This is a genomic window from Flavobacterium koreense (assembly GCF_054776075.1).
In genome coordinates this window covers 317116-343717 of the sequence record NZ_BAAHCF010000008.1, presented here as the reverse complement: position 1 = coordinate 343717, position 26602 = coordinate 317116, and the positions used below count along the sequence as shown (strand labels likewise).

Annotated in this window: 26 protein-coding genes; 22 read left to right on the top strand and 4 right to left on the bottom strand. The window is 32.1% G+C overall.

Annotation, left to right across the window (positions count from 1 at the left end):
* Positions 1-2: 2 nt before the first annotated feature.
* The 3 genes from ACYU7A_RS05070 to ACYU7A_RS05060 form a co-directional block, all read right to left on the bottom strand.
* A complete protein-coding gene (locus ACYU7A_RS05070) occupies positions 3-1514 on the bottom strand; it encodes a T9SS type A sorting domain-containing protein (RefSeq protein ID WP_460574618.1) in 1512 nt (503 codons plus the stop codon).
* Between the two features lie 243 nt (positions 1515-1757).
* Positions 1758-2114: a hypothetical protein gene (locus tag ACYU7A_RS05065; protein ID WP_460574616.1), complete on the bottom strand. Its 357-nt coding sequence runs from the start codon at positions 2112-2114 to the stop codon at positions 1758-1760.
* Positions 2107-3081: a polyprenyl synthetase family protein gene (locus tag ACYU7A_RS05060; protein WP_460574614.1), complete on the bottom strand. Its 975-nt coding sequence runs from the start codon at positions 3079-3081 to the stop codon at positions 2107-2109. Before ACYU7A_RS05060 ends, ACYU7A_RS05065 begins: the two co-directional genes overlap by 8 nt.
* Before the next feature lie 156 nt (positions 3082-3237).
* Here ACYU7A_RS05060 and ACYU7A_RS05055 point away from each other — a divergent pair, with 156 nt between their 5' ends.
* The 5 genes from ACYU7A_RS05055 (at position 3238) to ACYU7A_RS05035 (ending at position 10117) form a co-directional block, all read left to right on the top strand.
* Positions 3238-3768 (top strand): YceI family protein, encoded by a 531-nt coding sequence (locus ACYU7A_RS05055; RefSeq protein WP_460574612.1) that lies wholly within the window; start codon positions 3238-3240, stop codon positions 3766-3768.
* A gap of 120 nt (positions 3769-3888) precedes the next feature.
* Positions 3889-4485 (top strand): TetR/AcrR family transcriptional regulator, encoded by a 597-nt coding sequence (locus tag ACYU7A_RS05050; protein ID WP_460574610.1) that lies wholly within the window; start codon positions 3889-3891, stop codon positions 4483-4485.
* Positions 4486-4495: 10 nt separating this feature from the next.
* The gene (locus ACYU7A_RS05045; RefSeq protein WP_460574608.1) at positions 4496-5836 is read left to right on the top strand and encodes a TolC family protein; all 1341 of its coding nucleotides are present in this window, start codon (positions 4496-4498) and stop codon (positions 5834-5836) included.
* Between the two features lie 5 nt (positions 5837-5841).
* Positions 5842-6909 (top strand): efflux RND transporter periplasmic adaptor subunit, encoded by a 1068-nt coding sequence (locus tag ACYU7A_RS05040; RefSeq protein ID WP_460574606.1) that lies wholly within the window; start codon positions 5842-5844, stop codon positions 6907-6909.
* Positions 6910-6940: 31 nt separating this feature from the next.
* Complete coding sequence (locus ACYU7A_RS05035) at positions 6941-10117, top strand: efflux RND transporter permease subunit (RefSeq protein WP_460574604.1); 3177 nt, start codon at positions 6941-6943, stop codon at positions 10115-10117.
* Positions 10118-10360: 243 nt separating this feature from the next.
* Here ACYU7A_RS05035 and ACYU7A_RS05030 read toward each other — a convergent pair whose 3' ends face one another.
* The gene (locus ACYU7A_RS05030) at positions 10361-11359 is read right to left on the bottom strand and encodes a TlpA family protein disulfide reductase (RefSeq protein WP_460574602.1); all 999 of its coding nucleotides are present in this window, start codon (positions 11357-11359) and stop codon (positions 10361-10363) included.
* A 159-nt stretch (positions 11360-11518) separates the two neighbouring features.
* Between ACYU7A_RS05030 and aspS the strand changes: the two genes are divergently transcribed.
* From aspS to ACYU7A_RS04945, 17 genes are all read left to right on the top strand, one after another.
* Positions 11519-13270 carry an aspartate--tRNA ligase gene (gene aspS / locus ACYU7A_RS05025; protein ID WP_460574600.1) on the top strand — a complete coding sequence of 584 codons (1752 nt, stop codon included), beginning with the start codon at positions 11519-11521 and terminating at the stop codon, positions 13268-13270.
* A gap of 220 nt (positions 13271-13490) precedes the next feature.
* Complete coding sequence (locus ACYU7A_RS05020; protein ID WP_298116537.1) at positions 13491-13691, top strand: cold-shock protein; 201 nt, start codon at positions 13491-13493, stop codon at positions 13689-13691.
* A gap of 202 nt (positions 13692-13893) precedes the next feature.
* Entirely contained in the window at positions 13894-14259 is a 366-nt protein-coding gene (locus ACYU7A_RS05015) for an NADH-quinone oxidoreductase subunit A (protein ID WP_298303847.1), read from the top strand.
* Positions 14260-14291: 32 nt separating this feature from the next.
* A complete protein-coding gene (locus ACYU7A_RS05010; RefSeq protein WP_298116535.1) occupies positions 14292-14837 on the top strand; it encodes an NADH-quinone oxidoreductase subunit B in 546 nt (181 codons plus the stop codon).
* 1 nt (position 14838) lies between these two features.
* Positions 14839-15360 carry an NADH-quinone oxidoreductase subunit C gene (locus tag ACYU7A_RS05005; RefSeq protein ID WP_460574597.1) on the top strand — a complete coding sequence of 174 codons (522 nt, stop codon included), beginning with the start codon at positions 14839-14841 and terminating at the stop codon, positions 15358-15360.
* Positions 15361-15388: 28 nt separating this feature from the next.
* On the top strand, positions 15389-16624 hold the full coding sequence (gene nuoD / locus ACYU7A_RS05000; protein WP_298303839.1) for an NADH dehydrogenase (quinone) subunit D: 1236 nt from the start codon (positions 15389-15391) through the stop codon (positions 16622-16624).
* A gap of 87 nt (positions 16625-16711) precedes the next feature.
* Complete coding sequence (locus tag ACYU7A_RS04995; protein ID WP_396146636.1) at positions 16712-17242, top strand: complex I 24 kDa subunit family protein; 531 nt, start codon at positions 16712-16714, stop codon at positions 17240-17242.
* A 4-nt stretch (positions 17243-17246) separates the two neighbouring features.
* Positions 17247-18614 carry an NADH-quinone oxidoreductase subunit NuoF gene (nuoF, locus tag ACYU7A_RS04990; RefSeq protein WP_460574594.1) on the top strand — a complete coding sequence of 456 codons (1368 nt, stop codon included), beginning with the start codon at positions 17247-17249 and terminating at the stop codon, positions 18612-18614.
* Between the two features lie 13 nt (positions 18615-18627).
* Complete coding sequence (locus ACYU7A_RS04985; RefSeq protein WP_460574592.1) at positions 18628-19248, top strand: hypothetical protein; 621 nt, start codon at positions 18628-18630, stop codon at positions 19246-19248.
* A 53-nt stretch (positions 19249-19301) separates the two neighbouring features.
* Positions 19302-20348 carry an NADH-quinone oxidoreductase subunit G gene (locus ACYU7A_RS04980; protein ID WP_396146630.1) on the top strand — a complete coding sequence of 349 codons (1047 nt, stop codon included), beginning with the start codon at positions 19302-19304 and terminating at the stop codon, positions 20346-20348.
* Positions 20348-21379 (top strand): NADH-quinone oxidoreductase subunit NuoH, encoded by a 1032-nt coding sequence (gene nuoH, locus ACYU7A_RS04975; RefSeq protein ID WP_345092030.1) that lies wholly within the window; start codon positions 20348-20350, stop codon positions 21377-21379. Before ACYU7A_RS04980 ends, nuoH begins: the two co-directional genes overlap by 1 nt.
* Positions 21380-21390: 11 nt before the next feature.
* Positions 21391-21936 carry a NuoI/complex I 23 kDa subunit family protein gene (locus ACYU7A_RS04970; RefSeq protein ID WP_298303831.1) on the top strand — a complete coding sequence of 182 codons (546 nt, stop codon included), beginning with the start codon at positions 21391-21393 and terminating at the stop codon, positions 21934-21936.
* Positions 21937-21938: 2 nt separating this feature from the next.
* Positions 21939-22460 (top strand): NADH-quinone oxidoreductase subunit J family protein, encoded by a 522-nt coding sequence (locus tag ACYU7A_RS04965; RefSeq protein ID WP_298303829.1) that lies wholly within the window; start codon positions 21939-21941, stop codon positions 22458-22460.
* A 2-nt stretch (positions 22461-22462) separates the two neighbouring features.
* Positions 22463-22783, top strand: a complete 321-nt coding sequence (nuoK, locus tag ACYU7A_RS04960; protein WP_345092040.1) for an NADH-quinone oxidoreductase subunit NuoK — start codon at positions 22463-22465, stop codon at positions 22781-22783.
* A gap of 6 nt (positions 22784-22789) precedes the next feature.
* On the top strand, positions 22790-24685 hold the full coding sequence (gene nuoL, locus ACYU7A_RS04955) for an NADH-quinone oxidoreductase subunit L (RefSeq protein WP_460574588.1): 1896 nt from the start codon (positions 22790-22792) through the stop codon (positions 24683-24685).
* An 11-nt stretch (positions 24686-24696) separates the two neighbouring features.
* Positions 24697-26133 (top strand): complex I subunit 4 family protein, encoded by a 1437-nt coding sequence (locus tag ACYU7A_RS04950; protein ID WP_460574586.1) that lies wholly within the window; start codon positions 24697-24699, stop codon positions 26131-26133.
* Positions 26134-26194: 61 nt separating this feature from the next.
* The gene (locus tag ACYU7A_RS04945; RefSeq protein WP_344817038.1) at positions 26195-26560 is read left to right on the top strand and encodes a four helix bundle protein; all 366 of its coding nucleotides are present in this window, start codon (positions 26195-26197) and stop codon (positions 26558-26560) included.
* The last annotated feature ends 42 nt before the right edge of the window (positions 26561-26602 follow it).

The following is a 26602-nucleotide window of genomic DNA, read 5'->3' as shown; positions in this document are numbered from 1 at the left end:
GTTTATTCTTTAAATATTTTTTTTATAATAACTTCTCCATTTTTATTTGTAAGATTAACAAAGTAAATCCCTGATTTTAGTCGTGATAGATTTATTTCATTATTATATAATTCATTAAAAACTAAACGACCTAAATTATCATATATCTCAATTTTAGAAGCATCAAAATTTGATAAACTAATATGCAACAAATCTTTGAAAGGATTTGGATACACATTAACTATATTTGAATATATGAAATTTTCAGTTGATAAAATTTGAGGCGACATTTTAGCAATCCATGTTTTGTGATAATTAGATGGATCAACTGATATTATATCACCGTTTATAGACCTTGCATCACACAAAATAATTAAACCATTATCCGTGGTAAAATCTAAACTTGTTCCAAAATCTTCAGCTGTTCCTCCAAAAGTATTTTTTAAAATCAGATTCCCATTTTGATCAAGACGATCTATTTCAATATTATGATATGAATAGGTGTAATCGCTTCCTATAACCAAAATATTACCGTTAGAAGGATTTATTTTCATTTGCGAAAATTGTGTATGTAATAGACCTGGTAAAGATTTATTCCAAATTATATTACCTAAATTATTTAATTTAATAAATCTCCATGCGCCACCGGTTGCAAAATCTCCACTATTACCACTAGTTCCACCGCCAACAATGTATCCACCATCTAAAGTTTGTACTATTCCTGTTACCAAATCCATATTAAAACCTCCAAAAGATTTTTGCCATTCAAGAGTTCCTAAGTTATTTATTTTTATAACCCAAAAATCATAATTACCATGATTTGAAGTTATATAACCATTGGTAGAATTTGAGTGACCAGCGACTATATAACCACCATCTAATGTTTGAATAATTTCTATTGGATAATCATAAAGTGTACCACCAAAACATTTTTGCCACTCAATTGTGCCTATTGTATCTATTTTTACAACCCAATAATCATTATTACCTCCACAACTAAGTCCATTTAGGTCCCCATTAATTGATTCTGAATCTGATGCAAAAATATATCCTCCATCTGTAGTTTGAATAATGGTTCTTCCTAAATCTGCACTAGTCCCACCATAACATTTTTGCCATTGTATTAAACCTAGATTATTTAGCTTAACAACCCAAACATCTTGAGCATTACTACCAAATGGCAAACCATTATGACCACTTACATCACCATCGTTTGATTGAGTTGAAGCAATAAGTATATATCCTCCATCATTAGTTTGTTTAATATCAACTGCATCGTCATTACTACTTCCTCCTATAGATCGCTCCCAAATTACATTACCATTATTGTCAAGTTTAACCAAGTTACAATTTGTGATGCTATTTATCATCATTTTTGAACTTAAAACTAAATAGCCGTTATCATTAGTGCTAATGATTTTCTGAGGTCGATTCCCAGGATAGGTGTTATTACTATATAATTGCCATTGAATCAAAGGTGATTGCGAAAATGCTATAGAAAAATTTAGAAGGAAAAATAAAAAATAATTTCTCATATATATTAGTTTATTTGTATAAAGATAATTAAAAATAGTTTTAAAGGTAAAACATTGATTATCAATTAAAATAGTTATAATTTCAATACTTCCTACTCATTAATTGTAAGTACTTTATTTATAAATATTTTTCAAAACACTTCTATAATTTTATACCAATATATCGCTACAACTCCAAATTAAAAGGCTTTTATAATTACAAATTAATTGGCATTTTAAAATGTAAATATACTAAAAATATTTCTAATACTTACTCCTAAACCACACCTTCATCCATTCGCGTTTTAAAATTAAAAACGAGACTTGTTCGGAAAGTTGCATAATATCGGAACCATCTAATTTTTTTACTTGATCTTCGGGAACATCAACTATATAAAGTAAACTTAAGTATTCGGCGAATTTGTATTGAATTAATCGGTAAATTTTTTCGTGAAGTTGAACTTTTAATTCATCAGGTTTAGTACTTGGATGAAAATCTACAGGTTCATTTGCAAAATTGAAATCCTTATTTAATTGCTCAATAAGTTTTTTGTACAAATTCTCCTTTTCTGCTTCAGAAAGTAAGTGATCTGTTGATATTGGTGCTATAAAACTAGACATTTCTATTCATTAAGTTTTCCCCAAAAGCTTTTAACATTTGTTTTTTATCACTAGAAATATTCATTTTTTCTAAAGTTTCAAATGCTTTAAAAGTGTACTCTTGAATGGCTTTTTGAGTAGCCTCAGATGCCTTTGTTTGATTAAAAATTGATTTTACAGATTCAATTTTATCCGAATTATCACTTGGTTGAATCGAAAATAAATGTGTTAATTGCTCTTTTTCATCAGCATTGGAAAACTCCATTGCTTTCAGATACAAATAGGTTTTTTTGTTTTCAATAATATCACCACCAACTTGTTTTCCAAAGGTTTCTGGATTTCCAAAAGCATCCAAATAATCGTCTTGTAATTGAAACGCCAATCCTAAATTCAATCCGAAATCATAAATTAAATCGGCATTTTCTTTAGAAGTTTCGGCTACAATCGCACCCATTTTCATCGCTGCTGCAACAAGAACTGCGGTTTTGTATTCAATCATTTTTAAATATTCTGGAATAGTAACATCGTCACGAGTTTCAAAATCTACGTCGTATTGTTGTCCTTCGCAAACTTCAAGAGCGGTTTTGCTAAAAAGCTTTGCCAAATCTCTAAAAACTTCGGTATTGTATTGTTCAAAATATTGATAAGCCAATATCAACATAGCATCACCCGATAAAATTGCGGTGTTGACATTCCATTTTTCATGAACCGTTTCATTTCCTCTTCTTAAAGGCGCATCATCCATTATATCATCATGAACTAATGAAAAATTATGAAAAACCTCAACGGCCAATGCTGCTGGAAGTGCTAGTTTAAAATCGGCATCAAATACTTCTGCACTCATTAAAGTCAGTACTGGTCGCATTCTTTTTCCGCCAAGATCTAAAATATAATGAATTGGCTCATAAAGATTTCTTGGTTCTTTAGTTTCATATTGCGACTGTAAATAATCGGAAATAAATTCTTGGTACTGATAAATAGAATGCATAAAAGTAATTTTTGGCTAATTTACGTTATTCCAACAGGATTACAAAAGTGAATTTTTATCGAAATGTTAAATTTATGTAAATACTTTGGAAACTATTTTGGTATCTAAAGTTTCCAATATACATTTGTCAAATAATTCAACCTTAATCATCTGGAAATGACTATAGCTAAATGGAATTTGAATACCAATCAATCTGATTTCATGATTAGAGCGAAAAACTCAATAATTGCCTACCTAGACAGTTCATTCAACAAACTTTCGAGTACAATTGACATTGTAAACAATCAACTAATTAATGCTAATGTAGAATTTGTTTTAGATGTAAATAAAAAAGAAGGCAAATTAGAACACATTGATAGCAATTTGAATTTAAAGGATTTTATTAATTCAAATCAATATCCATTGGTAACTTTTAAATCTACTTCCTTTGAAAAAGTTAATAATGATATCAATTTTGTAAAAGGAAATTTAACAATAAACAACATTACAAAAGTGGTTGAACTCGATGCTAAAATTGCTGCATTAGAATCGAATAACCAATCATCAAAAGTACTTTTAGAAATTATAGGAGAAATTAATCGCAAGGATTTTGGATTATATTCTAATTCAAATCAAGAAAGTAATGGATTGTTAATTGGTTCAAATATTAATATTACAGCCAATTTAGAATTTGAAATCATTAATTAAATAAATGTTAAATTTATGTAAATAATTTGGAAACTATTTTAGTATTCAGAGTTTCCAATATATATTTGCACCCGAAAATAGATTAGATTAGAAAAGTTTATTTTCAAATAAATTAAAAAAATGAAAGAGAAAATCATTAAAAAAGCGACCGACATGTTTTTGAAACTTGGTTTCAAAAGCGTAACTATGGATGATATTGCTTGTGAAATGTGTATTTCTAAAAAAACGATTTACAAATATTTCAGTAACAAAGAAAAACTAATAGAAGAAGGCACAGAAGTAGTTCATCAAAAAATCCATACTTTAATGGATGAGGTTGTAGCCAAAAACTACAATGCTATCGAAGAGAATTTTGAAATGCGTAAAATGTTCAAGGAAATGTTTCAATCGTTTGATTATTCACCCGCTTTTCAGCTCAAAAAGCATTATCCAGAAATTTATGAAAAAATGATTGCAAACGAGATTGAAGATTGCAACACCATGTTTACACAAAATGTAGTAAAAGGAATTCAGCAAGGACTTTACCGACCAGAAACAGATGTTGAAGCTGCAACAAAATTTTATTACACACTTATTTTTTCAATAAATGAAAACACTTTATTAGAAAAAGACGCTTTTATACTTGAAGGAAAGGCATTAGAATATCACACTAGAGCAATTGCGTCGCCAAAAGGAATTATAGAACTCGAAAAACAATTATCTAACTTAAATATATAATCATCAATCCATGAAAAAACAATTAATATTAATCCTTTTCTTATGTGTTAGCTTTTTACATGCACAGGATAACAAACCGCTTACCTTAAAAGACGCCATTACATTTGCATTAGAAAATAAAGCAGCTGCTAAAAAAGCAAAGCTTGACGTAGAAAACAGTGAATATCAAATTCAAGAAGTACGTTCAAGAGCGTTGCCTCAAATTTCTGCAAACGGAAGTTTAAACCATAATCCAATTTTGCAAACAACTGTTATTGATGGAGCTGGATTTGGTGCACCAGGCACAACTATTCAAGCAGCTTTTGGTCAAAAATGGAATTCTGGAGCAGGAATTACCTTAAACCAAGCTTTATACGATCAATCGGTTTTTATTGGTTTGAAGGCTGCAAAATCCACAAGAGAATTTTATCAAATAAATGCGCAACTAACAGAAGAGCAAGTTATAGAAAAAATCGCAAATGCTTATTATCAAGTATATGTTACGCGTCAAAACTTAAACGTTTTAGATAATAATTTAAAAAACACCACCAAAGTTAAAGACATTATTAAAGGACAATTTGATAATGGTTTGGCTAAAAAAATTGATTTAGATAGAACTTTGGTTCGTTTATCAAACATCAATACTCAACGTCAACAAACAATAAATGCAGTTCAAATTCAAGAAAATTCTTTAAAATTTTTAATGGGAATGCCAATTGAAACTAAAATTTCTATTCCAGAAACTGAATTTGAAGTTACTGCAAATGCGCTTTCGCAAACGCCAGATACAACCAATAGAACTGAATATTTATTGTTAAAAAAGAACGAACAACTTTTAGAATATCAAAAGAAATCGGTTCAAGCAGCTTATTATCCAACACTTTCTTTAACTGGAAGTTACAATTATATTGGTCAAGGTCCAGAAATGCCTTGGTTTAAAAAACCATCTGATGGCGTTTATTGGTCAGATTTTGCTGCCGTTGGTTTAAATTTAAACATTCCAATCTTTAGCGGATTTGGAACAAAAGCTAAAGTTAGTCAAGCAGAAAACAAATTAAAATCGATTAAAGTAGATTTAGAAGAAACTAAATTGGCATTAGATTTAGAATTTGAAAATGCAAAAACTCAAATTGACAACAGTATCATTTCTATTAATAATCAAAAAGAAAATGCAAAACTGGCACAAGAAGTTTTAACCAATACAAACAATAATTACATTCAAGGTTTGGCTTCACTAACCGATTTATTGGAAGCAGAAAACGAATTGGTTGCCGCACAAAACAATTACACAACAGCATTGTTAGATTACAAACTAGCCGAAATTCAATTAATAAAATCAAAAGGAGAACTTAAAACACTAACCAACAAATAATAACGATGAAAAAAATTATAATAACAATAGTAGTAATTGTAGCCGCATTAGGACTAATTGGCTATGTATTAACTAAAAATAAAGCAGAAAACGAAGCTAAAACAGCTATTGTTGCTGAGAAAAACGCAACGGTTTCAGTAAGAATTGACACTGTAAAAACCGAAAATGTTTCTTTAGATTTCGTATCAAACGGAAATTTTGAACCTGTACAAGAACTAAAATTTTCTGCTGAAAAATCAGGAAAAATTACAAGTGTTTTAGTAAAAGAAGGCGATTTTGTTTCGGTTGGTCAAACACTTGCCATAGTAAGAAGCGATGTTATCAATGTTAATGCTCAAAATGCAAACGCTGTTTATCAAAACGCTGTATCAGATTACAACAGATTTGAAAATGCTTTCAAAACTGGTGGTGTAACGAAACAACAATTAGATCAAGCAAAATTGGCGATGGTAAATGCAAAATCGCAATTAACACAAGCAAACATTAATGTTGGCGATACCAGAATTAAAGCTCCAATTAGTGGCTTTATCAACAAAAAATATATTGAAGTAGGTTCAATAATTACAGGAATGCCAGCTACTGAATTGTTTGATATTGTAAACGTTTCTAAATTAAAATTAAAAGTTACTGTTAACGAAAGTCAAGTAGCGAGTTTAAAAGTTGGAAGTTCAATTAAGGTTACAGCAAGTGTTTATCCAGACAAAACTTTTTCAGGAAAAATCACATTTATTGCTTCCAAAGCAGATGAGAGTTTGAACTTTCCAGTGGAAATTGAAATTACAAACAATGCTTCGAAAGATTTAAAAGCTGGAATGTATGGAACGGCAGAATTTGCATCAAACCAACAAAAACAATCACTTAAAATTGTTCCTAGAAATGCGTTTGTAGGAAGTGTAAGTAGCAACGAAATTTTTGTTATTGAAAACGGAGCTGCCAAACTTAAAAAAGTAACAGCTGGAAGAATTCTTGGTGATAAAGTTGAAATTCTTAACGGATTAAACAATGGTGAAACGGTTATTGTTACAGGACAAATCAACCTTCAAGACGGAAGTAAAGTGGAAGTTATTAAATAGGTTTGTCATAAAACCTTAAACTATAAAATATATGAAATTAGCAGAAATATCCATAAAACGTCCGTCGTTAGTAATTGTATTGTTTACAATTCTAACACTTGGTGGACTGTTCAGTTACAGCAATTTGGGTTACGAATTGATTCCAAAATTTGAAACAAACGTAATTACTGTTGCCACAATTTATCCTGGTGCATCGCCAAGTGAAGTCGAAAACACAGTTACCAAAAAAATTGAAGACGCAATTGCTTCGTTAGAAAACATCAAAAAAATTGACTCGAAATCGTACGAAAGTTTATCGACCGTTTCGATTACATTAACTTCTACAGCCGATGTTAATATTTCGATGAACGATGCACAGCGTAAAATAAACGCCATTCTTAGTGATTTACCAGATGATGTTGAAACACCTTCTTTGAGTAAATTCTCATTAAGCGATTTACCAATTATGACAATTGGTGCCAACGGAAAAATGGATGAAGTAGCATTTTATGATTTAATTGATAAAAAACTAGCTCCAATTCTTTCACGTGTTGAAGGTGTTGCGCAAGTAAATATTATTGGCGGACAAGAACGTGAAATTCAGGTAAATCTTGATGCTGTAAAAATGCAAGGTTACGGATTGTCAATTCCGCAAGTGCAACAAAATATTTTATCCTCAAATTTAGATTTCCCAACTGGAAATATTCAAACACGTGAGCAAAAAATATTAATCCGTTTAGCCGGAAAATATAAAAATGTTGACGAATTAAGAAATCTAATTGTATCATCGCGAAACGGAATTCAAGTTCGTTTGGGCGATATTGCCGATGTTCAAGATACGCAAAAAATTACTGAAAAAGTAGCTCGTGTAAATCAGAAAAGTGCGATTATTTTACAAATTATAAAACAATCAGATGCCAATGCGGTTGCCGTGAGTGAAGAATTAGTAAAAACAATCGCCAAACTAGAAACCGATTATAAAGAAAATGGTTTAAAACTTGAAATTGCAAAAGATAGTACCATTTTCACCTTAGAAGCTGCCGATGCCGTTGTACACGATTTACTTATTGCCGTACTTTTGGTTGCTCTTGTAATGTTGTTTTTCTTGCACAGTATTAGAAACTCATTAATTGTAATGGTCTCTATTCCAGCATCATTAATCGCCACTTTTATCGGAATTTATTTGATGGGCTATACCTTAAACTTAATGAGTTTATTAGGATTATCACTTGTTGTAGGTATCCTTGTGGATGATGCCATTGTGGTTCTTGAGAATATTTATAGGCACATGGAAATGGGTAAAAATAAAGTCCGTGCTGCTTATGATGGAACTGCCGAAATTGGTGGAACTGTTGTATCGATTACCTTAGTTATTGTGGTGGTATTTTTACCTATTGCAATGAGTACAGGTTTGGTTTCTAACATTATTACACAATTTTGTGTTACTGTAATTATCTCAACTTTATTGTCATTAGTTGCTTCATTTACAATTATTCCGTGGTTATCTTCAAGATACGGAAAATTAGAACATATCACAGGAAAAAATCTTTTTGGAAGAATTATTCTAGGATTTGAAAGCTATTTAACACGATTTACAAATTGGGTTTCTAGATTATTAGAATGGTGTTTAGATCATTATTTTAAAACACTTGCTATAGTTTTAGTTATCTTTTTTGGATCAATGATTAGCTTATTTGGTGGTGGATTTATTGGTGGTGAATTCTTTGCGGCTTCTGATAGTGGTGAGTTTTTAGTTCAAATAGAAATGCCAAAAGATGCTTCGTTAGAACAAACCAATTTCATGACGCAAAAAGCAGAAGATTTTTTACAAAAAGAAGAATATGTTTTTAGTCAAATTACAACAATTGGTCAAACCAGTGAAGGTCTTGGCGCTTCGCAAGCAACAGCTTACAAGTCAGAGATTAACGTAAAAATGGTTGGATTAGACAAACGTTCTGAACCTGCAAATGTATATGCTGCAAAAACCAAACGTAAATTAGAAAAAGTATTAGTTGGTGCCAAAGTAAAAACGGTTCCGGTTGGTATTTTGGGAACTGCAGAAGATGCTACTTTAGGATTAATTGTAACTGGCCCAACTGTTGAAAGTGCAATGGAATTTGCAAAAGCAGCCGAAAAAGAATTACGCACCATTCCTGGAGCAACCGAAATCGAATTATCAGTAGAAGACGGAAATCCAGAAGTAAACGTAAAAGTGGATCGAGATAAAATGGCTGCTTTAGGATTGAGTTTACAAACTGTTGGTATCACAATGCAAACGGCTTTCAGCGGAAATACCGACGGAAGATTTAGAGCTGGTGAATACGAATATGATATCAACATTAAATACAATGCTTTTGATAGAAAAAGTATCGCAGATGTTAGTAATTTAATTTTCATTAACGATGCAGGTCAACAAATTAAACTAAATCAATTTGCAACCGTAACCGAAGGTTCTGGCCCAAGTGAATTGGAACGTAGAGATAAATCGGCATCGGTTACTGTAAAAGGTCAAAATGTAGGTGTTGCTTCTGGAACTATTGTAACGCAATGGCAAGAAAAAATTGATAAATTGAAGAAACCAACTGGTGTGAATTACATTTGGGGTGGCGATCAAGAAAATCAATCAGAAGGATTTGGAACGCTTGGAATTGCTTTACTAGCTGCAATTATCTTGGTTTACCTTGTAATGGTTTCGTTATATGACAGTTTTGTGCATCCGTTTGTGGTACTGTTTGCTATTCCGCTTTCGTTTATTGGTGCGATGTTGGCTTTGGCTTTAACCAATAATACGCTGAATATATTTACCATCTTGGGTATCATCATGCTTATTGGTTTGGTTTGTAAAAATGCAATTATGCTTGTAGATTACACTAACCAGCGTCGTAAAGCTGGAGAAACGGTTAGAACGGCATTAATTCAAGCCAATCATGCAAGGTTACGTCCAATTTTAATGACAACAATTGCGATGGTATTTGGTATGTTCCCAATTGCACTTGCCTCTGGAGCTGGAGCAGAATGGAAAAACGGTCTAGCTTGGGTAATTATTGGTGGATTAATTTCTTCTTTATTTCTTACACTTGTAGTGGTTCCTGTAATTTATCAAATTATGGAGAAAATCATTGGTAAATTCTCTAAAGGTGAAAAAGTGGATTATGAAGCCGAAATAGTTGCCGATTACGATCACAAAGAATTAAGTGAAGACGGTTTTAACCCAAAACACACGGTTTAAAAATAAAATAATATTTGAAAGGATGACTTCACAGTCGAGACCATCATCTTTGGATTAACTTATGCTACAGTTTTAACTTTGGTTATGGTTCCAGTAATGTTTTACTTGGTAAAACGAGTAAAATATAAACTTAGAGACAGAAGAGAATCAAGAAGAATAGCAACTGAAGAATAAAAATTGTTTAGTTAAATAAAAAAAGCTCCGAAAAATATTCGGAGCTTTTTATTTTGTACTAAATCTAAACTATTTTAAAAATGCATCAAGTTGCTCTTGTAATTTAGGATTTGATGGTCTATCAGCATCAGCATTAACCACTTTCCCAGTTGGATCGATTAAAATAAATCTTGGAATAGAATTAATTCCAAATGCTTTAATAAAATCAGACATCCAGTTTTTATCTGCATATAATTGGATTCCGCCAAGTTGTTTCTCAACTACAAACTTTTTCCATTTTTCATAATCTTTTTGCTCATCAACAGAAATACTTACAAAAGCAATTTTTTTATCATGATATTTCTCTTCAATTTTTTGAAGTGAAGGAATTTCTGCACGACAAGGTCCACACCAAGTAGCCCAAACATCAATGTAAACATATTTTCCTCTCAAGTCTTCTAACTTGGTTTTTCCACCAGCATGGTTTTCATAATCAAAAGATGGTGCTTGTGTGTTGTTTAATTTTTGTTGTTTTAATTTCTCTCCAAAATACATTTTCATTTGAAACATTTCTGTTTCCATAGCTTTTTTCTGAAGTGCAACAAAATTTGCATCCAATTTTGCAGCATCCAATTTAGCAATATCAGCTTTTTGCTTTTCTGTAATTTTAGCAGTAAATTCTTCCATAGTTTTAGCAGCAAAAAGACTTTCTGCATCAAACTTACTTTCACTTAATATTTTTTGAGCTAAATAATTATTTTCAGCAGCTCCTTTTCCAGAATATACAATTGACTCATCAAAATTCTGTGCATCCATTTTCATTTTTAAGTCAAAACCATTTTTCAAAAACAGTTCAGTATATTCAGCTCCATCAAACAATTGATACATTCCTTCTTTAATTTCAAATGATGAACTAAAATGCCCATCACCTTCTACTTTAATTTCTTTAACAATTATTCTATTGTTTTTAATAAAAAGTATATCGCCATTTCTGTGAGCAACATCTGCTTCAAACTTTACAACATTGTCTTGTCCAAAGCTTATATTTGATAACACAAGCGCAAATAAAAAGATTCCAAATTTTTTCATATTATTAATTTTAATTTAAGTAAAACCAAATGTAGTTAAATTTATTTACCATCAATTATTCATTATGAAAATATTTAGTGTTTATTTCGGTTGAAGTTTTTTACTTTTGCACCCAAGACCAAAGGTCGAATTGTTATTTATAAAAAAATTTTATTCCAAATGTATAGAAGTCATAATTGTGGCGAGTTGAACGCCTCACATATTAATCAAGAAGTTACACTTGCTGGTTGGGTACAAAAATCAAGAGATAAGGGATTCATGAATTGGGTTGATTTACGCGACCGTTATGGAATTACACAATTATTATTTGATGAAAGTCGTTCTGAAAAATCAGTTTTCGAATTGGCTAAAACTCTTGGAAGAGAATTTGTAGTTCAAGTAAAAGGAACTGTAATTGAGCGTGAAGCCAAAAATAAAAATATAGCAACTGGTGAAATTGAAATTCTTGTAAAAGAAATGACAATTCTAAATGCTGCTTTAACTCCTCCATTTACAATAGAAGATGAAACCGATGGTGGTGAAGACATCAGAATGAAATACCGTTATTTGGATATTCGAAGAAATCCAGTTAAAAACAGTTTGTTATTCCGTCACAAAGTAGCACAAGCCGTTAGAAATTACCTTTCTGATTTAGATTTTTGTGAAGTTGAAACTCCTTATTTAATTAAATCAACTCCAGAAGGCGCGAGAGATTTCGTTGTTCCAAGTAGAATGAACGAAGGTCAATTTTATGCTTTACCACAATCGCCACAAACGTTCAAACAACTTTTGATGGTTGGTGGAATGGATAAATATTTTCAAATTGTAAAATGTTTCCGTGACGAAGACTTACGTGCCGACAGACAACCTGAGTTTACACAAATCGATTGCGAAATGGCATTTGTAGAACAAGAAGATATTTTAAATGTCTTTGAAGGATTAACGCTTCATTTATTAAAAGAAATAAAAGGTATTGAAGTAGAAAAATTCCCAAGAATTACCTACGATTACGCCATGAAAACTTATGGAAATGACAAACCAGATATTCGTTTTGACATGAAATTTGGTGAGTTAAATGAAGTAGCACAACACAAAGATTTTCCAGTTTTCAATGCAGCTGAATTGGTAGTTGGAATTGCAGCACCAAATTGTGCAACTTATACTCGTAAAGAAATCGATGCTTTAATTGACTGGGTAAAACGTCCACAAGTTGGTGCTTCTGGAATGGTTTACGTAAAATGTGAAGCTGATGGAACTTACAAATCATCTGTAGATAAATTCTACGACCAAGAAGATTTGAAAAAGTGGGCTGAAATTACTGGTGCAAAAGCTGGCGACATGATTTTTGTGCTTTCTGGTCCGGCTGATAAAACTCGTGCACAACTTTCTGCATTAAGAATGGAATTAGCAACAAGACTAGGATTAAGAAATCCAGCTGAATTTGCTCCATTATGGGTTGTAGATTTCCCATTATTAGAATTGGATGAAGAATCTGGAAGATGGCACGCCATGCATCATCCATTTACTTCGCCAAAACCAGAAGACATGGAATTATTAGCAACCAATCCAGGAAAAGTTCGTGCTAATGCTTATGATATGGTTTTAAACGGAAACGAAATTGGTGGTGGTTCAATCAGAATTCACGATAAGGCTACCCAACAATTAATGTTCAAATATTTAGGATTTACTGAAGAAGAAGCTCGTAATCAGTTTGGATTTTTAATGGATGCTTTCCAATTTGGAGCACCACCGCACGGAGGTTTAGCCTTTGGATTGGATAGATTAGTTGCAATTCTTGGCGGACAAGAAACAATTCGTGATTTTATCGCCTTCCCAAAAAACAATTCAGGAAGAGATGTTATGATTGATGCACCATCTGTAATTGATGACGCACAATTAAATGAATTACATATAAAAGTTGATTTGAAGTAATTTATATCAAATTCTCAAATAATTTAAAAGCAACTATTTAAAAATTTATAAATAGTTGCTTTTTTTATTGCAAAATTTAGAATTTTTCAAATATTACACTGAAAATCATTCAATTATAATTTTAAATTATTGTAAATTTTTTAAACTTTTATTTAATTTTTGTTTGCTATGTCATAAATAAGTATATCTTTGACCATTATTAATTTTTTTACATTACAAAATGCGCACAGGTACAGTTAAATTTTTCAATGAGTCTAAAGGTTACGGATTCATTACAGATGATGAAAATGGAAAAGACATTTTCGTTCACGCTACAGGTATTAAAGCTGAAAACTTAAACGAAGGAGACAAAGTTTCTTACGAAGAAGAAGAAGGAAGAAAAGGTAAAGTAGCTGCTCAAGTAGTAGTTATCGAAGACTAATATATATTATTTTTTGATTGCCTAAATGGTCAAACGCTCTGAAAATTTCAGAGCGTTTTTTTGTTTTCATAAATATTATTTAGAATAGGTTTAAATAAACGATTTTAACGGATAAATAACAAACGTTTATCTAATGATTTTTGAGAATTAAATAATGCAATGTATATTTGTGGCTATTTTACAAATACTAACTTTTAGAGACATGCAATCTACTCAAATTGATTATTTACCAATCTTAATGCAAGCTGGACTAGCAATAGGATTTGTTGTCGCAACAATTATTGGTTCTAGTTTCCTTGGACCAAAAAGACATTCTAAAAACAAAGATAAAAACTTCGAGTGCGGTATTGAATCCGTAGGAAATGCGCGTATTCCGTTTTCTGTAAAATATTTTCTTGTTGCAATTCTTTTCGTGCTTTTCGATGTAGAGGTAATTTTCTTATATCCATGGGCAGTAAATTTTAGAGAATTAGGAGTGGATGGAATGATCAAAATGGTTATTTTCATGTTGTTACTTTTAGTTGGTTTCTTCTACATAATCAAGAAGAAAGCATTAGAGTGGGAATAGATTAATTACGAATTATAAATTACGAATTATAAATGAGTGATTCTAAAACAAAAATGGTTGCTCCACCAGAAGGAGTAACAGGTGAAGGTTTCTTCGCTACTAAATTAAACGACGTTGTTGGATTGGCAAGAGCTAATTCACTTTGGCCTTTACCATTTGCAACTTCTTGTTGTGGAATTGAGTTCATGGCTACAATGGCATCTCATTACGATTTAGCGCGTTTCGGTTCAGAAAGAGTAAGTTTTTCTCCGCGACAAGCCGATATGCTAATGGTAATGGGAACAATTTCTAAAAAAATGGCACCTATTTTACGTCAAGTTTACGAACAAATGTCTGAACCTCGTTGGGTGATTTCGGTTGGTGCTTGTGCATGTTCAGGAGGTGTTTTCGATACATATTCAGTTTTACAAGGAATTGACAAAGTAATTCCAGTAGACGTTTATGTACCAGGTTGTCCTCCAAGACCAGAACAAATTGTTGATGGTGTAATGCAATTACAAGAATTAGTGAAGAATGAATCTGTACGCAGAAGAAATTCTCCAGAATATAAAGAATTATTAGCTTCTTACAACCTATAATATGGCTTTAGAAACGGCATACATACAAGAAAAAATGACTCAAAAATTTGGAAACAAAGTTTTGAATTTTTCTATGAGTCGAGATGTTTTTTCATTCGAAGCTACTTCAGATGCTATCTACGAAGTAATTAGAACTTTAAAAACAGAAGAGGATTTAAATTTTCACTTCTTAACCGATTTATGTGGGGTTCACTATCCAGACAATGATGAAAATCATCAATTTGCAGTAGTTTACCATCTTCACAATTGGGTTGAAAATGTAAGAGTTAGAATAACTACTTATCTTAATGGTGAAAATCCTGAAGTTCATTCAATGACCGATTTATTTCTTTGCACCAATTGGATGGAAAGAGAAACTTTCGATTTCTACGGAATCAATTTTGTTGGTCATCCACAATTGAAACGTATTTTGAATATGGATGAAATGGTGTCTTTCCCAATGCGAAAAGAATTCCCAATGGAAGATAGCGGTAGAACAGATAAAGACGATCGTTTCTTTGGAAGAACGGCACAAAAAATATAAAACAAAATAAATAATTCAACATTATAAAATGTCAGACTTATTATTATTACCAGAGCATCGATATGCCAAAGTTATTGAACAAACTCGCAACGAAGACGGTAGCGAACTTTCAATATTAAATCTTGGTCCAACGCATCCAGCAACACATGGTATTTTTCAAAATATCTTGCTTATGGATGGTGAAAAAATTCTTGATGCAGAACCAACCATTGGATACATTCATCGTGCTTTTGAAAAAATTGCCGAAAATCGTCCTTTTTATCAAGTAAACGTTTTAACAGATAGAATGAACTACTGTTCTTCTCCTATTAACAACATGGCTTGGTGGATGACTGTTGAAAAATTACTAGAAATTGAAGTTCCAAAACGTGCTCAATATTTAAGAGTTATCGTAATGGAATTAGCTCGTATAACAGATCACTTAATCTGTAATTCCATTCTTGGAGTTGATACTGGAGCTTATACAGGTTTCCTTTATGTATTCCAATTTAGAGAAAAAGTTTACGAAATCTACGAAGAAATTTGTGGTGCTCGTCTTACGACAAATATGGGTAGAATCGGTGGTTTCGAAAGAGATTGGTCTGAAGCTGCCTTCAAAAAATTAGACACTTTTTTAACAGATTTCCCAGTTGCTTGGAAAGAATTTGAAAACCTTTTCGAAAGAAACAGAATTTTCATCGATAGAACTGTGAATGTCGGACCAATTACTGCTGAAAAAGCAATGCAATATGGTTTAACTGGACCAAATTTACGTGCTGCCGGAATTGATTATGACGTTAGAAAAGCACAACCCTATTCTTCTTATGAAGATTTTGAATTTGATGTTCCTGTAGGAAAATCAGGTGATACTTACGATAGATTTTGTGTTAGAAATGCCGAAGTTTGGGAAAGTTTAAGCATCATCAAACAAGCATTAGCTAAATTACCAGAAGGACCAATTCATGCTGATGTTCCTGATTATTATTTACCTCCAAAAGAAGATGTTTACCACAATATGGAAAGCTTAATTTATCACTTTAAGATTGTGATGGGTGAAGTTCCAGTTCCAGTGGCAGAAATTTATCATCCTGTAGAAGGCGGAAACGGAGAATTAGGATTTTATTTAATAACTGACGGAAGTAGAACACCATACAGATTACACTTTAGAAGACCTTGCTTTATTTATTACCAAGCTTACACCGAAATGATTAAAGGCGGAATGTTATCAGATGCCATCGTAATATTATCAAGTTTAAATGTAATTGCTGGAGAATTAGACGCATAAGAAGAAAGATTGCAGAATGCAGATTTTAGATAACAGATTGAAAAATCCTAAATCCTAAATCCTATATCGTAAATCTAAAATAAAAAAATGGAAAGATCACATATAAAACAAGAGATAAACATAACTGAATCATTGATGAACCGTATCAATGAACTAATCAGTCATTATCCTGAAGGTAAACAAAAATCGGCTTTACTTCCAGTTTTGCACGAAGTTCAAGATGCTCACGACAATTGGTTGAGTATTGAATTGCAAAACAAAGTTGCTGAAATTTTACAAATTCAAAATATTGAAGTTTACGAAGTTGTAACTTTTTACACGATGTTCAACCAACGTCCAATTGGAAAATACATGTTTGAATTCTGTCAAACTTCTCCTTGTTGCCAAAACGGAGTAGAAGATTTGATGGATTACACTTGTTCGAAATTGGGTGTAAAAGTTGGCGAACCAACAGCTGATGGTTTATTTGAAGTTCGCGGAGTTGAATGTCTTGGTGCTTGTGGATATGCTCCAATGATGCAATTGGGTGATTTCTACCAAGAGCATTTAACAAAAGAAAAAATCGATCAGTTAGTGTCTGATTGCAAAGACGGAAAAATCACTTTACACGATAAATAGTATCATGGGAAGAAAAATATTATTAGACAAAATAAACGTTCCTGGAATTAAAACTTATGAAGTATATCGTCGTGAAGGCGGTTACGCATCAGTAGAAAAAGCCTTGAAGAAAATGACTCCAGATGAAGTTGTTGAAGAAGTAAAAACTTCTGGACTTCGTGGTCGTGGTGGAGCGGGATTTCCAGCCGGAATGAAATGGAGTTTTATCGATAAAAAATCGGGAAATCCAAGACATTTAGTTTGTAATGCTGACGAATCAGAACCAGGGACTTTCAAAGACCGTTACTTAATGGAGTACATTCCTCACCTATTAATTGAAGGAATGATTACCTCAAGTTATGCGCTTGGAGCAAACTTATCCTACATCTACATTCGTGGAGAATACATGTGGGTTTACAAAATTTTAGAAAGAGCCATCGCCGAAGCAAAAGCTGCTGGTTGGTTGGGTAAAAATATATTAGGTTCAGGCTACGATTTAGAACTTTTTGTTCAAATTGGTGGCGGAGCTTACATCTGCGGAGAAGAAACTGCACTAATTGAATCACTAGAAGGAAATCGTGGAAATCCAAGATTGAAACCACCATTTCCAGCTGTTAAAGGTCTTTGGCAAAATCCAACCGTAGTAAATAATGTAGAAACAATTGCTGCTGTGCCTTGGATTATCAATAATTCGGGTACTGACTATGCTGCAATCGGAATTGGTCGTTCAACTGGAACAAAATTAATTTCAGCATCTGGAAACATAAAAAATCAAGGCGTTTTCGAAATTGAATTGGGTGTTTCTGTTTACGAATTCATGAATTCTGATGAATATTGTGGTGGAATGCAAACTGACAGACCATTAAAAGCACTAGTTCCTGGAGGAAGTTCGGTGCCAATTTTACCAGCCAATTTAATTTACAAAACTGCCGCTGGTGAAGACAGATTAATGACTTACGAAAGTTTATCTGATGGTGGCTTCGCAACTGGTTCTATGTTAGGTTCTGGAGGATTTATTGTTTATGATGACAGGGCTTGTATCGTTAGAAATACTTGGAATTTCTCTAGATTTTACCACCATGAATCTTGCGGTCAATGTACGCCATGCCGTGAAGGAACTGGTTGGCTAGAAAAAGTTTTATGGAGAATAGAAAACGGACAAGGACGCGAAGAAGACATAGAATTATTATGGAGCATTCAATCTAAAATTGAAGGAAATACAATTTGCCCACTAGGTGACGCGGCTTCATGGCCAGTTGCTGCGGCAATTCGTCATTTTAGAGATGAATTTGAATACCATATTCGTTTCCCAGAAAAAGTAAAAAATAGAGATCATTTTGTGAATGAGCCATTTGAAAAAGTGAAACATTTAGTAGCAAAACAAGAGGTCTAAATATATATTTTTGATGAAAAAAATATTTTTATTTTTATTATTTGTAACTCATATTTCGTTTTCTCAAGAAAACTCAATCAAAGGTTACATAGTTGACGCCAAAAATGACACAATAAAATGTACTTTTATTGGTATTTCCAATATGTTTAACAAAAAGCTTCTTAATCCTGCAGCTGTTTGTGATAAGAAAATTACTATTCAATTAGAAAATGGAGACCAATATATTTACAAACCATTTGCATTAAGTAGTATACATATTTACATGTCAGAAAACGCATACAATATGCCATATTTACCACATAATACAACCGGTTTCCAAGAAATAAAATTTGTAGGATTAAAAGAAGATAATTATAAATATTTTTACAGAGAAATAATTATTGGTAAGATTTCTGTTTACCACAAGTATAATCAAGACATGAGGGCAAATTTAACTACAAAAGAAATTTTTGTAAAAGATGATGAAATAAAAAACGTGTCTTCATTTAGTTATAGAGATGATATCGGTTCAATAATAATTGATTATCCAGAACTCTTTAAATTATGGATTGATGGAAATAAAAATTATAAGTTATATCAATCATTACAAGTAATAGAATTATATAACGAACATTTTAAAAATATTCAAAAATAGTTTCAAGTTTCGTATTAAAAATGAATCCGAAAACTTAAAAAAGAAAATTTACAATGAAAGTAACCATAGACGGTCAAGAAATAGAAGTAGAAGCAGGAACAACAATCCTTCAGGCTGCTCGTATGATTGGTGGAGAATCCGTTCCGCCAGCCATGTGTTATTATTCTAAACTAAAAGGAACAGGAGGAAAATGCCGTTGCTGTTTAGTTGACGTTACAAAAGGTAGTGAGGCTGACCCAAGACCAATGCCAAAATTAGTAGCATCTTGTGTTACTGGTTGTCAAGACGGAATGGAAGTTGCCAGCAAATCTTCTGAAAGAGTAACTGAAGCTAGAAAAGCAGTAACAGAGTTTCTTCTTATAAATCACCCATTAGATTGTCCAGTTTGTGATCAAGCAGGAGAATGTGATTTGCAAAATTTATCATTCGAACACGGAAAATCGGAAACTCGTTTCATAGAAGAAAAAAGAACTTTCGAACCTGAAGATATTGGTCCACACATCCAATTACACATGAACCGTTGCATCGTTTGTCAACGTTGTGTAGAAGTTGCAGATCAATTAACTGACGGAAGAGTTCACGGAGTTTTAAATCGTGGTGATCATTCACAAATTTCAACTTGTGTTTCGGCTGCAATCGACAATGAATTTTCTGGAAATATGATCGATGTTTGTCCGGTTGGTGCTTTAACTGATAAAACTTTCAGATTCAAATCTAGAGTTTGGTTCAACAAACCATTCAACGCACACAGAGAATGTACAACACCAGGATGTTGCGGAAAAACAACACTTTGGATGTTTGGAAACGAAATTCAAAGAGTTACAGCAAGAAAAGACGAATACCATGAAGTAGAAGATTTTATCTGCAACACTTGTCGTTTTGACAAAAAAGAAGTTTCTGACTGGGTAATTGAAGGTCCGAGAAGATTTGAAAAAGACTCTGTTATCAATCAAAACAATTATACACGTAAAATGGATAAAGTGGTGATTGAAACAGAAAAAGGAATATTAATGGGAAGAGATATTGATCGTAAAAAAATCAGTATGTCGGAAATTGATTATAACGAGAAAATTGACGGTAACAAAATAGATACAAAATAATGGATAGTGCATTTATAATAGAAAAAAGTATCTTTATTGTTGTGATATTTGCTGTCACAATGGTTATGGCAATGTATTCAACTTGGGCAGAACGTAAAGTTGCTGCATATCTTCAAGACAGAGTTGGACCAAACCGTGCTGGTTGGGGTGGATTATTACAACCTCTTGCCGATGGAATGAAACTTTTTGCAAAAGAAGAATTTGAACCAAATACTAAAAATAGATTTTTATTTTTTGTTGGTCCAGCCGTAGCAATGAGTACGGCATTAATGACCAGTGCTGTAATTCCTTGGGGTGATAGATTAGAGATTTTTGGTAGAACGGTAATCCTTCAAGCAACCGATACAGACAGTGCAATTTTATACATTTTTGCTGTTGTTTCACTAGGTGTTTATGGAATTATGATTGGAGGTTGGGCTTCAAACAATAAGTTCTCATTGATGGGAGCAGTTCGTGCTGCATCACAAATGGTTTCCTATGAAATTGCAATGGGTTTATCTATAATAGCTTTATTAATGATGACAGGAACATTGAGTTTAAAAGAAATCTCTGTTCAACAGCATGGTTTACACTGGAATGTATTCTATCAACCATTATCATTTTTAATCTTTTTGATTTGTGCTTTTGCAGAAACCAACAGAACGCCATTCGATTTGGCAGAATGCGAATCAGAATTAATTGGTGGTTATCATACCGAATATTCTTCCATGAAAATGGGATTCTATTTATTTGCTGAATATGCTAATATGTTTATTTCGGCAACAATAATTTCAGTCTTGTTTTTTGGTGGATACAATTATCCAGGAATGAGTTGGGCTATAGAAAATTGGGGTGTAAATATTGGAAATGTCATTGGAATTTTTGCTTTGTTTGCCAAATTGTGTTTCTTCATCTTTTTCTTTATGTGGATTAGATGGACAATACCAAGATTTAGATACGATCAATTGATGAATTTAGGATGGAGAATTTTAATTCCACTATCTATTGTCAATATTATTATAACAGGAATTTGCATTCTAGCTTTTAAATAAGAAAAGAAATTATGTCAACATCGATACAAAGTATATCATTATCAGGTAAGAAAAAACAAGTTTCTAATAAAGAAATGACTTTTCTTGAAAGAATGTACCTGATAGCAATTTTTAAAGGTTTATGGATTACCATCAAACACTTTTTTAAGAAAAAAGCAACGATTCATTATCCAGAACAAGTTCGTGAATTTAGTCCTGTTTATCGTGGTCAGCACATGTTGAAACGCGACGAACAAGGAAGAGAAAATTGTACGGCTTGTGGTTTGTGTGCGCTTTCATGTCCAGCAGAAGCGATCACTATGAAAGCCGAAGAACGTAAAAAAGGTGAAGAACATTTGTACAGAGAAGAAAAATACGCTTCAATTTACGAAATTAATATGTTGCGTTGCATTTTCTGCGGATTATGTGAGGAAGCATGTCCAAAAGATGCAATTTACTTAACTATCTCTAAAGAATTAGTTCCAGCACAATATAATAGAGAAGATTTTATTTTCGGAAAAGATAAATTAGTGATGCCACTAGAAATGGCTATGGCAAATACTAAAAAACTTAATTAATTATGTCACCGATACTTATCATATTTTACGTTTTAGCTGCTATCACATTAGCAACAGCGTTTTTGACCATATACAGCAAAAATCCTATTCATAGTGCTATTTATTTAGTGTTATGTTTCTTTTCAATTGCAGGACACTATTTATTGTTTAATGCTCAATTCCTTGCAATAGTTCATGTTATAGTTTATTCTGGTGCCATTATGATTCTTTTCTTATTCACCATCATGTTAATGAATTTGAATAAAGAAGATGAAGTTCACAAGCCAAGAATTACTAGACTTGGTGCCATAACAACATTTATTTTATTGAGTACAGCATTAGTTTTAATATTTATGTACTCAAAACCTTTCGTTGGCGATTATCCTACAACTGGTGAAGATTTTCAATCCATAAAAAAATTAGGAACTGTTTTATTGGATGACAAAGAAGGATTTATGGTTCCATTTGAATTTGCTTCTATCCTACTTTTAGTGGCAATGATTGGAGCTGTTTTATTATCAAAAAAAGAAAAACCAACTAAATAATCATGGAGAATATTTTAAATCAAATTGGTATTGAAAATTACATTTTCCTTTCTGTTCTTCTATTTTGTATAGGAGTCTTTGGAGTATTGTATAGAAGAAATGCCATCATTGTTTTTATGTCAATAGAAATTATGTTGAATGCAGTAAACTTACTATTTGTTGCCTTTTCAACGTATTGGCAAGATGCAAAAGGAGAAGTTTTTGTATTCTTTTCAATGGCAGTTGCTGCTGCAGAAGTTGCTGTAGGTTTAGCGATTTTAGTTGCTGTCTTCCGAAATATTGGTTCGGTAGATATATCAAATTTAAAAAACTTAAAAGGATAATCCCTAATGGAGAATAGTTTAGTTTTACTCTTATTATTAACCCCATTTGTTGGGTTCTTATTCAATGTTTTCTTCGGAAAGAAAGCAGGAAAAAACATTTCAGGTGCCATTGGAACAATAGCTGTTGTTGTCTCTTTTGCGATGAGTGTTTATTTCTTCATGCAATTAAATACTTCCGGCAAACCAATTCAAGTTAAATTATTTGATTGGATTCAATTAGGAAATCTAAAAGTTGATTTTGGAATTTTATTAGATCAATTATCATTATTGTGGCTATTATTTGTAACCGGAATTGGTTCTCTAATTCACCTATACTCTATCAGCTACATGCACGATGATGAAAATATGCACAAGTTTTTTGCGTATTTAAATTTATTCGTATTCTTCATGATAACATTAGTAGTTGGAAGCAACTTATTAGTAATGTTTATCGGATGGGAAGGCGTTGGACTTTGCTCCTACTTACTTATCGGATTTTGGTATAAAAACCAAGATTACAACGATGCCGCAAAGAAAGCTTTCATCATGAATAGAATTGGTGATTTAGGTTTCTTAATTGGGATATTTATTTTGGCAAATTTATTCTCTACTGTTGATTTTGTTCAATTAAAACAAATAGTTACTGGTATTAGTCAGATGCCTTATCCAAATTCATTTTGGTTACAAATTTCAATTGCTACTTTATGTTTATTTATCGGAGCAACTGGAAAATCTGCACAATTACCACTTTATACTTGGTTACCAGACGCAATGGCTGGACCAACTCCAGTTTCGGCATTAATTCACGCTGCAACGATGGTAACGGCTGGTATTTTTATGATTACAAGAATGAATTTCTTATTTGATTTAACTCATGATGTACAAAATATAATTGCTGTAGTTGGAGCAATAACAGCTTTAGTTGCCGCATCAATAGGATTACTTCAAAACGATATTAAAAAAGTATTAGCTTATTCAACAGTTTCTCAATTAGGACTAATGTTTTTAGCTTTAGGAATGGGTGCATATACTGTAGCTGTATTCCATGTTATAACACATGCATTCTTTAAAGCTTGTTTATTCTTAGGTTCTGGTTCTGTAATTCACGCTTTGCATGGCGAACAAGATATGCGTAAAATGGGTGGTTTACGAAAAGTAATGCCAATCACTTTTGCAACCATGTTAATTTCAACATTAGCTATTGCTGGTATTTTCCCTTTCGCAGGATTTTGGTCAAAAGATGAAATTTTAATGGTAGCTTTTGAACATAATAAAGTACTTTGGATTGTTGGTTCTATTGCATCAATCATGACAGCATTCTATATGTTCCGATTAATGTACTTAACATTCTTTAGAGAATTTAGAGGAACAGAAGAGCAAAAACACCATTTACATGAAAGTCCAAGTTTAATAACTTTGCCACTTATCATACTTGCTGCATTAGCTACTGTTGGTGGATTAATTAATTTACCTGGAAGCAATTGGTTAAATCATTTCTTAGAACCAATTTTAGCGACTAAACATGAACATCATGCTCTTGGAAGTCAAGAATATATGTTGATGGCTATTGCTTTAACAGGAGCAATTATCGGAATTGTTTGGGCGTATTCGAAATACATCAAACAAGGATTTGTTCCAAAAGAAGATTCAGAAATAACAGGTTTTTCAAAAACTATTTATAATAAATATTATGTTGATGAATTTTACACTTCATTAATCGTAAAACCTTTGAATGGACTTTCAAATTTCTTTAGAACAACTTTAGAACCTGCATTAGGAAAAGTAGTTTACGGATTTGGAACCGTTGCAAATGGAATTGGAAATCAAGGAAAAAAATTACAAACTGGAAGTATCGGATTGTATTTATTTGCATTCGTAATAGGACTTTTAGCCATAGTTAGTTATTTATTTTTAGCTCAATAATTTAAAACAAAATGAACGTATCACTTATATTAATACTACTCTTAGTTGGTGCCATTGCAACCTTCCTTTCTGGAGATAAATTCGCTTCTAAAGTGGCTTTATTATTTAGTTTGGCTGCTTTAGTATGCTCTTCAATATTAGTAAATCAATTTTTGGGCGGAATAAACATTAGCTTATCAAATCCTTGGATTTTACAACCTAATATCTCCTTTGCACTTAAAGCCGATGGATTATCATTAGCAATGGTACTTTTAACAACTTCATTGCTTCCATTAATTGTATTATCTTCTTTCGGAAATAATTTTAACAATTCTAAAAACTTCTATGGATTAGTTTTATTCATGGCATTTGCGATGGTTGGAACTTTCTTAGCAAGCGACGGATTATTATATTATATCTTTTGGGAACTTGCTTTAATTCCAATATACTTTATAGCATTAGTTTGGGGTAATGGCGATACTGAAGAACGTAAAAAAGCCGTAGTTAAATTCTTCATTTATACTTTAGGTGGTTCCTTATTTATGTTAATAGCATTTGCTTATTTATATACTAAAGCCGGAAGTTTCCTATTAGAAGATTTAACAAAATTAGATTTATCTACAACCGAACAAACTTGGATTTTCTTAGCCTTCTTTTTAGCTTATGCTATTAAAATTCCAATCATACCTTTCCATACTTGGCAAGCAAAAGTTTATCAAAAAGCACCAACCGTTGGAACAATGCTTTTGTCTGGAATTATGCTAAAAATGGGATTATATAGTGTAATTCGTTGGCAATTACCAATAGCTCCGTTAGCTGCTAAAACTTACATGCCAGTTTTAATTGGTTTAAGTATTGCTGGAGTTATTTATGGTTCTATAGTGGCATTACGTCAAAAAGATTTGAAGAAATTACTAGCATACTCTTCTCTTGCTCACGTAGGATTAATTGCTGCTGGTTGTTACACTTTAACAGCAGATGGTTTAAGCGGAGCTGTTTCTCAAATGATTGCTCACGGATTTGTAATCGTTGGATTATTCTTTGCGGCAGAAGTAATTTTTAGAAGATTTGAAACATACAAGATTGATGAAATGGGTGGTGTTCGTTCGCAAGCATCAAAATTCACTTCTATGTTTATGATTTTGGTTTTAGCATCTGTTGCCTTGCCAGGAACATTCAACTTTATTGGAGAGTTTACCGTTTTGTATAGTTTATCTCAAGTAAACATTTGGTATGCAGTTCTTGGTGGAACAACCATAATATTAGGAGCTTATTACATGTTAAAAATGTTCCAAAATGTAATGTTAGGAGAAACAAATACTAAATTATTTTCAGATGTTACAACAAACGAAATAATTGTCTTTGTGATAATAATTGCCTTTTTACTTTTCTACGGATTATATCCAAAACCAATTGTAGATTTGGTAATGCCAAGCATAAAAGAAACTCTAATTCAAATTAATAGATAATTTGATTTAGGAATTAGGAATTTAAATTTAGGATTCTTAGAATACGTAGAGTACACAAGTTATGACTAAAGAAGAATTAAAAGCAAGAACGAAAAAATTTGCAGTTGATACGTTTAAGTTTTTAATGGAAATTGAAAAAAACAAAGCTGTTGATGTAATTTCGTTTCAACTTTTTAAATCTTCATCATCTGTTGCAGCAAATTATAGAGCAGTATGTAGAGGAAAATCAGATGCTGATTTTTTAAACAAATTAAAAGTTGTTGATGAAGAAGCTGATGAAAGTTTGTTTTGGTTAGAATTTTTAAAAGAATTAGAAATTAAATACAATTCTGTCGAATTAGAAAGATTAATAAAAGAAGCCGATGAATTGGTGTCAATTTTTTCAGCTGGAATAAAAACAATTAAATCAAGAAATAATAAAAATTAAGATTTAATGGTGTTGGATAAAATCCTAAATCATTAAATCCTA

Coding starts and splice junctions, on each gene's coding strand:
- ACYU7A_RS05050 (WP_460574610.1), top strand. CDS start 3,889: ATGAAAGAGAAAATCATTAAAAAAGCGACCGACATGTTTTTGAAACTT.
- ACYU7A_RS05070 (WP_460574618.1), bottom strand. CDS start 1,514: ATGAGAAATTATTTTTTATTTTTCCTTCTAAATTTTTCTATAGCATTT.
- ACYU7A_RS05010 (WP_298116535.1), top strand. CDS start 14,292: ATGAGTGATTCTAAAACAAAAATGGTTGCTCCACCAGAAGGAGTAACA.
- ACYU7A_RS05020 (WP_298116537.1), top strand. CDS start 13,491: ATGCGCACAGGTACAGTTAAATTTTTCAATGAGTCTAAAGGTTACGGA.
- ACYU7A_RS04985 (WP_460574592.1), top strand. CDS start 18,628: ATGAAAAAAATATTTTTATTTTTATTATTTGTAACTCATATTTCGTTT.
- ACYU7A_RS05035 (WP_460574604.1), top strand. CDS start 6,941: ATGAAATTAGCAGAAATATCCATAAAACGTCCGTCGTTAGTAATTGTA.
- nuoK (WP_345092040.1), top strand. CDS start 22,463: ATGGAGAATATTTTAAATCAAATTGGTATTGAAAATTACATTTTCCTT.
- ACYU7A_RS04980 (WP_396146630.1), top strand. CDS start 19,302: ATGAAAGTAACCATAGACGGTCAAGAAATAGAAGTAGAAGCAGGAACA.
- ACYU7A_RS04965 (WP_298303829.1), top strand. CDS start 21,939: ATGTCACCGATACTTATCATATTTTACGTTTTAGCTGCTATCACATTA.
- ACYU7A_RS05045 (WP_460574608.1), top strand. CDS start 4,496: ATGAAAAAACAATTAATATTAATCCTTTTCTTATGTGTTAGCTTTTTA.
- ACYU7A_RS04970 (WP_298303831.1), top strand. CDS start 21,391: ATGTCAACATCGATACAAAGTATATCATTATCAGGTAAGAAAAAACAA.
- ACYU7A_RS05030 (WP_460574602.1), bottom strand. CDS start 11,359: ATGAAAAAATTTGGAATCTTTTTATTTGCGCTTGTGTTATCAAATATA.
- ACYU7A_RS05060 (WP_460574614.1), bottom strand. CDS start 3,081: ATGCATTCTATTTATCAGTACCAAGAATTTATTTCCGATTATTTACAG.
- ACYU7A_RS05040 (WP_460574606.1), top strand. CDS start 5,842: ATGAAAAAAATTATAATAACAATAGTAGTAATTGTAGCCGCATTAGGA.
- nuoH (WP_345092030.1), top strand. CDS start 20,348: ATGGATAGTGCATTTATAATAGAAAAAAGTATCTTTATTGTTGTGATA.
- ACYU7A_RS04945 (WP_344817038.1), top strand. CDS start 26,195: ATGACTAAAGAAGAATTAAAAGCAAGAACGAAAAAATTTGCAGTTGAT.
- ACYU7A_RS05065 (WP_460574616.1), bottom strand. CDS start 2,114: ATGTCTAGTTTTATAGCACCAATATCAACAGATCACTTACTTTCTGAA.
- ACYU7A_RS05015 (WP_298303847.1), top strand. CDS start 13,894: ATGCAATCTACTCAAATTGATTATTTACCAATCTTAATGCAAGCTGGA.
- nuoD (WP_298303839.1), top strand. CDS start 15,389: ATGTCAGACTTATTATTATTACCAGAGCATCGATATGCCAAAGTTATT.
- ACYU7A_RS05005 (WP_460574597.1), top strand. CDS start 14,839: ATGGCTTTAGAAACGGCATACATACAAGAAAAAATGACTCAAAAATTT.
- aspS (WP_460574600.1), top strand. CDS start 11,519: ATGTATAGAAGTCATAATTGTGGCGAGTTGAACGCCTCACATATTAAT.
- nuoF (WP_460574594.1), top strand. CDS start 17,247: ATGGGAAGAAAAATATTATTAGACAAAATAAACGTTCCTGGAATTAAA.
- nuoL (WP_460574588.1), top strand. CDS start 22,790: ATGGAGAATAGTTTAGTTTTACTCTTATTATTAACCCCATTTGTTGGG.
- ACYU7A_RS04950 (WP_460574586.1), top strand. CDS start 24,697: ATGAACGTATCACTTATATTAATACTACTCTTAGTTGGTGCCATTGCA.
- ACYU7A_RS04995 (WP_396146636.1), top strand. CDS start 16,712: ATGGAAAGATCACATATAAAACAAGAGATAAACATAACTGAATCATTG.
- ACYU7A_RS05055 (WP_460574612.1), top strand. CDS start 3,238: ATGACTATAGCTAAATGGAATTTGAATACCAATCAATCTGATTTCATG.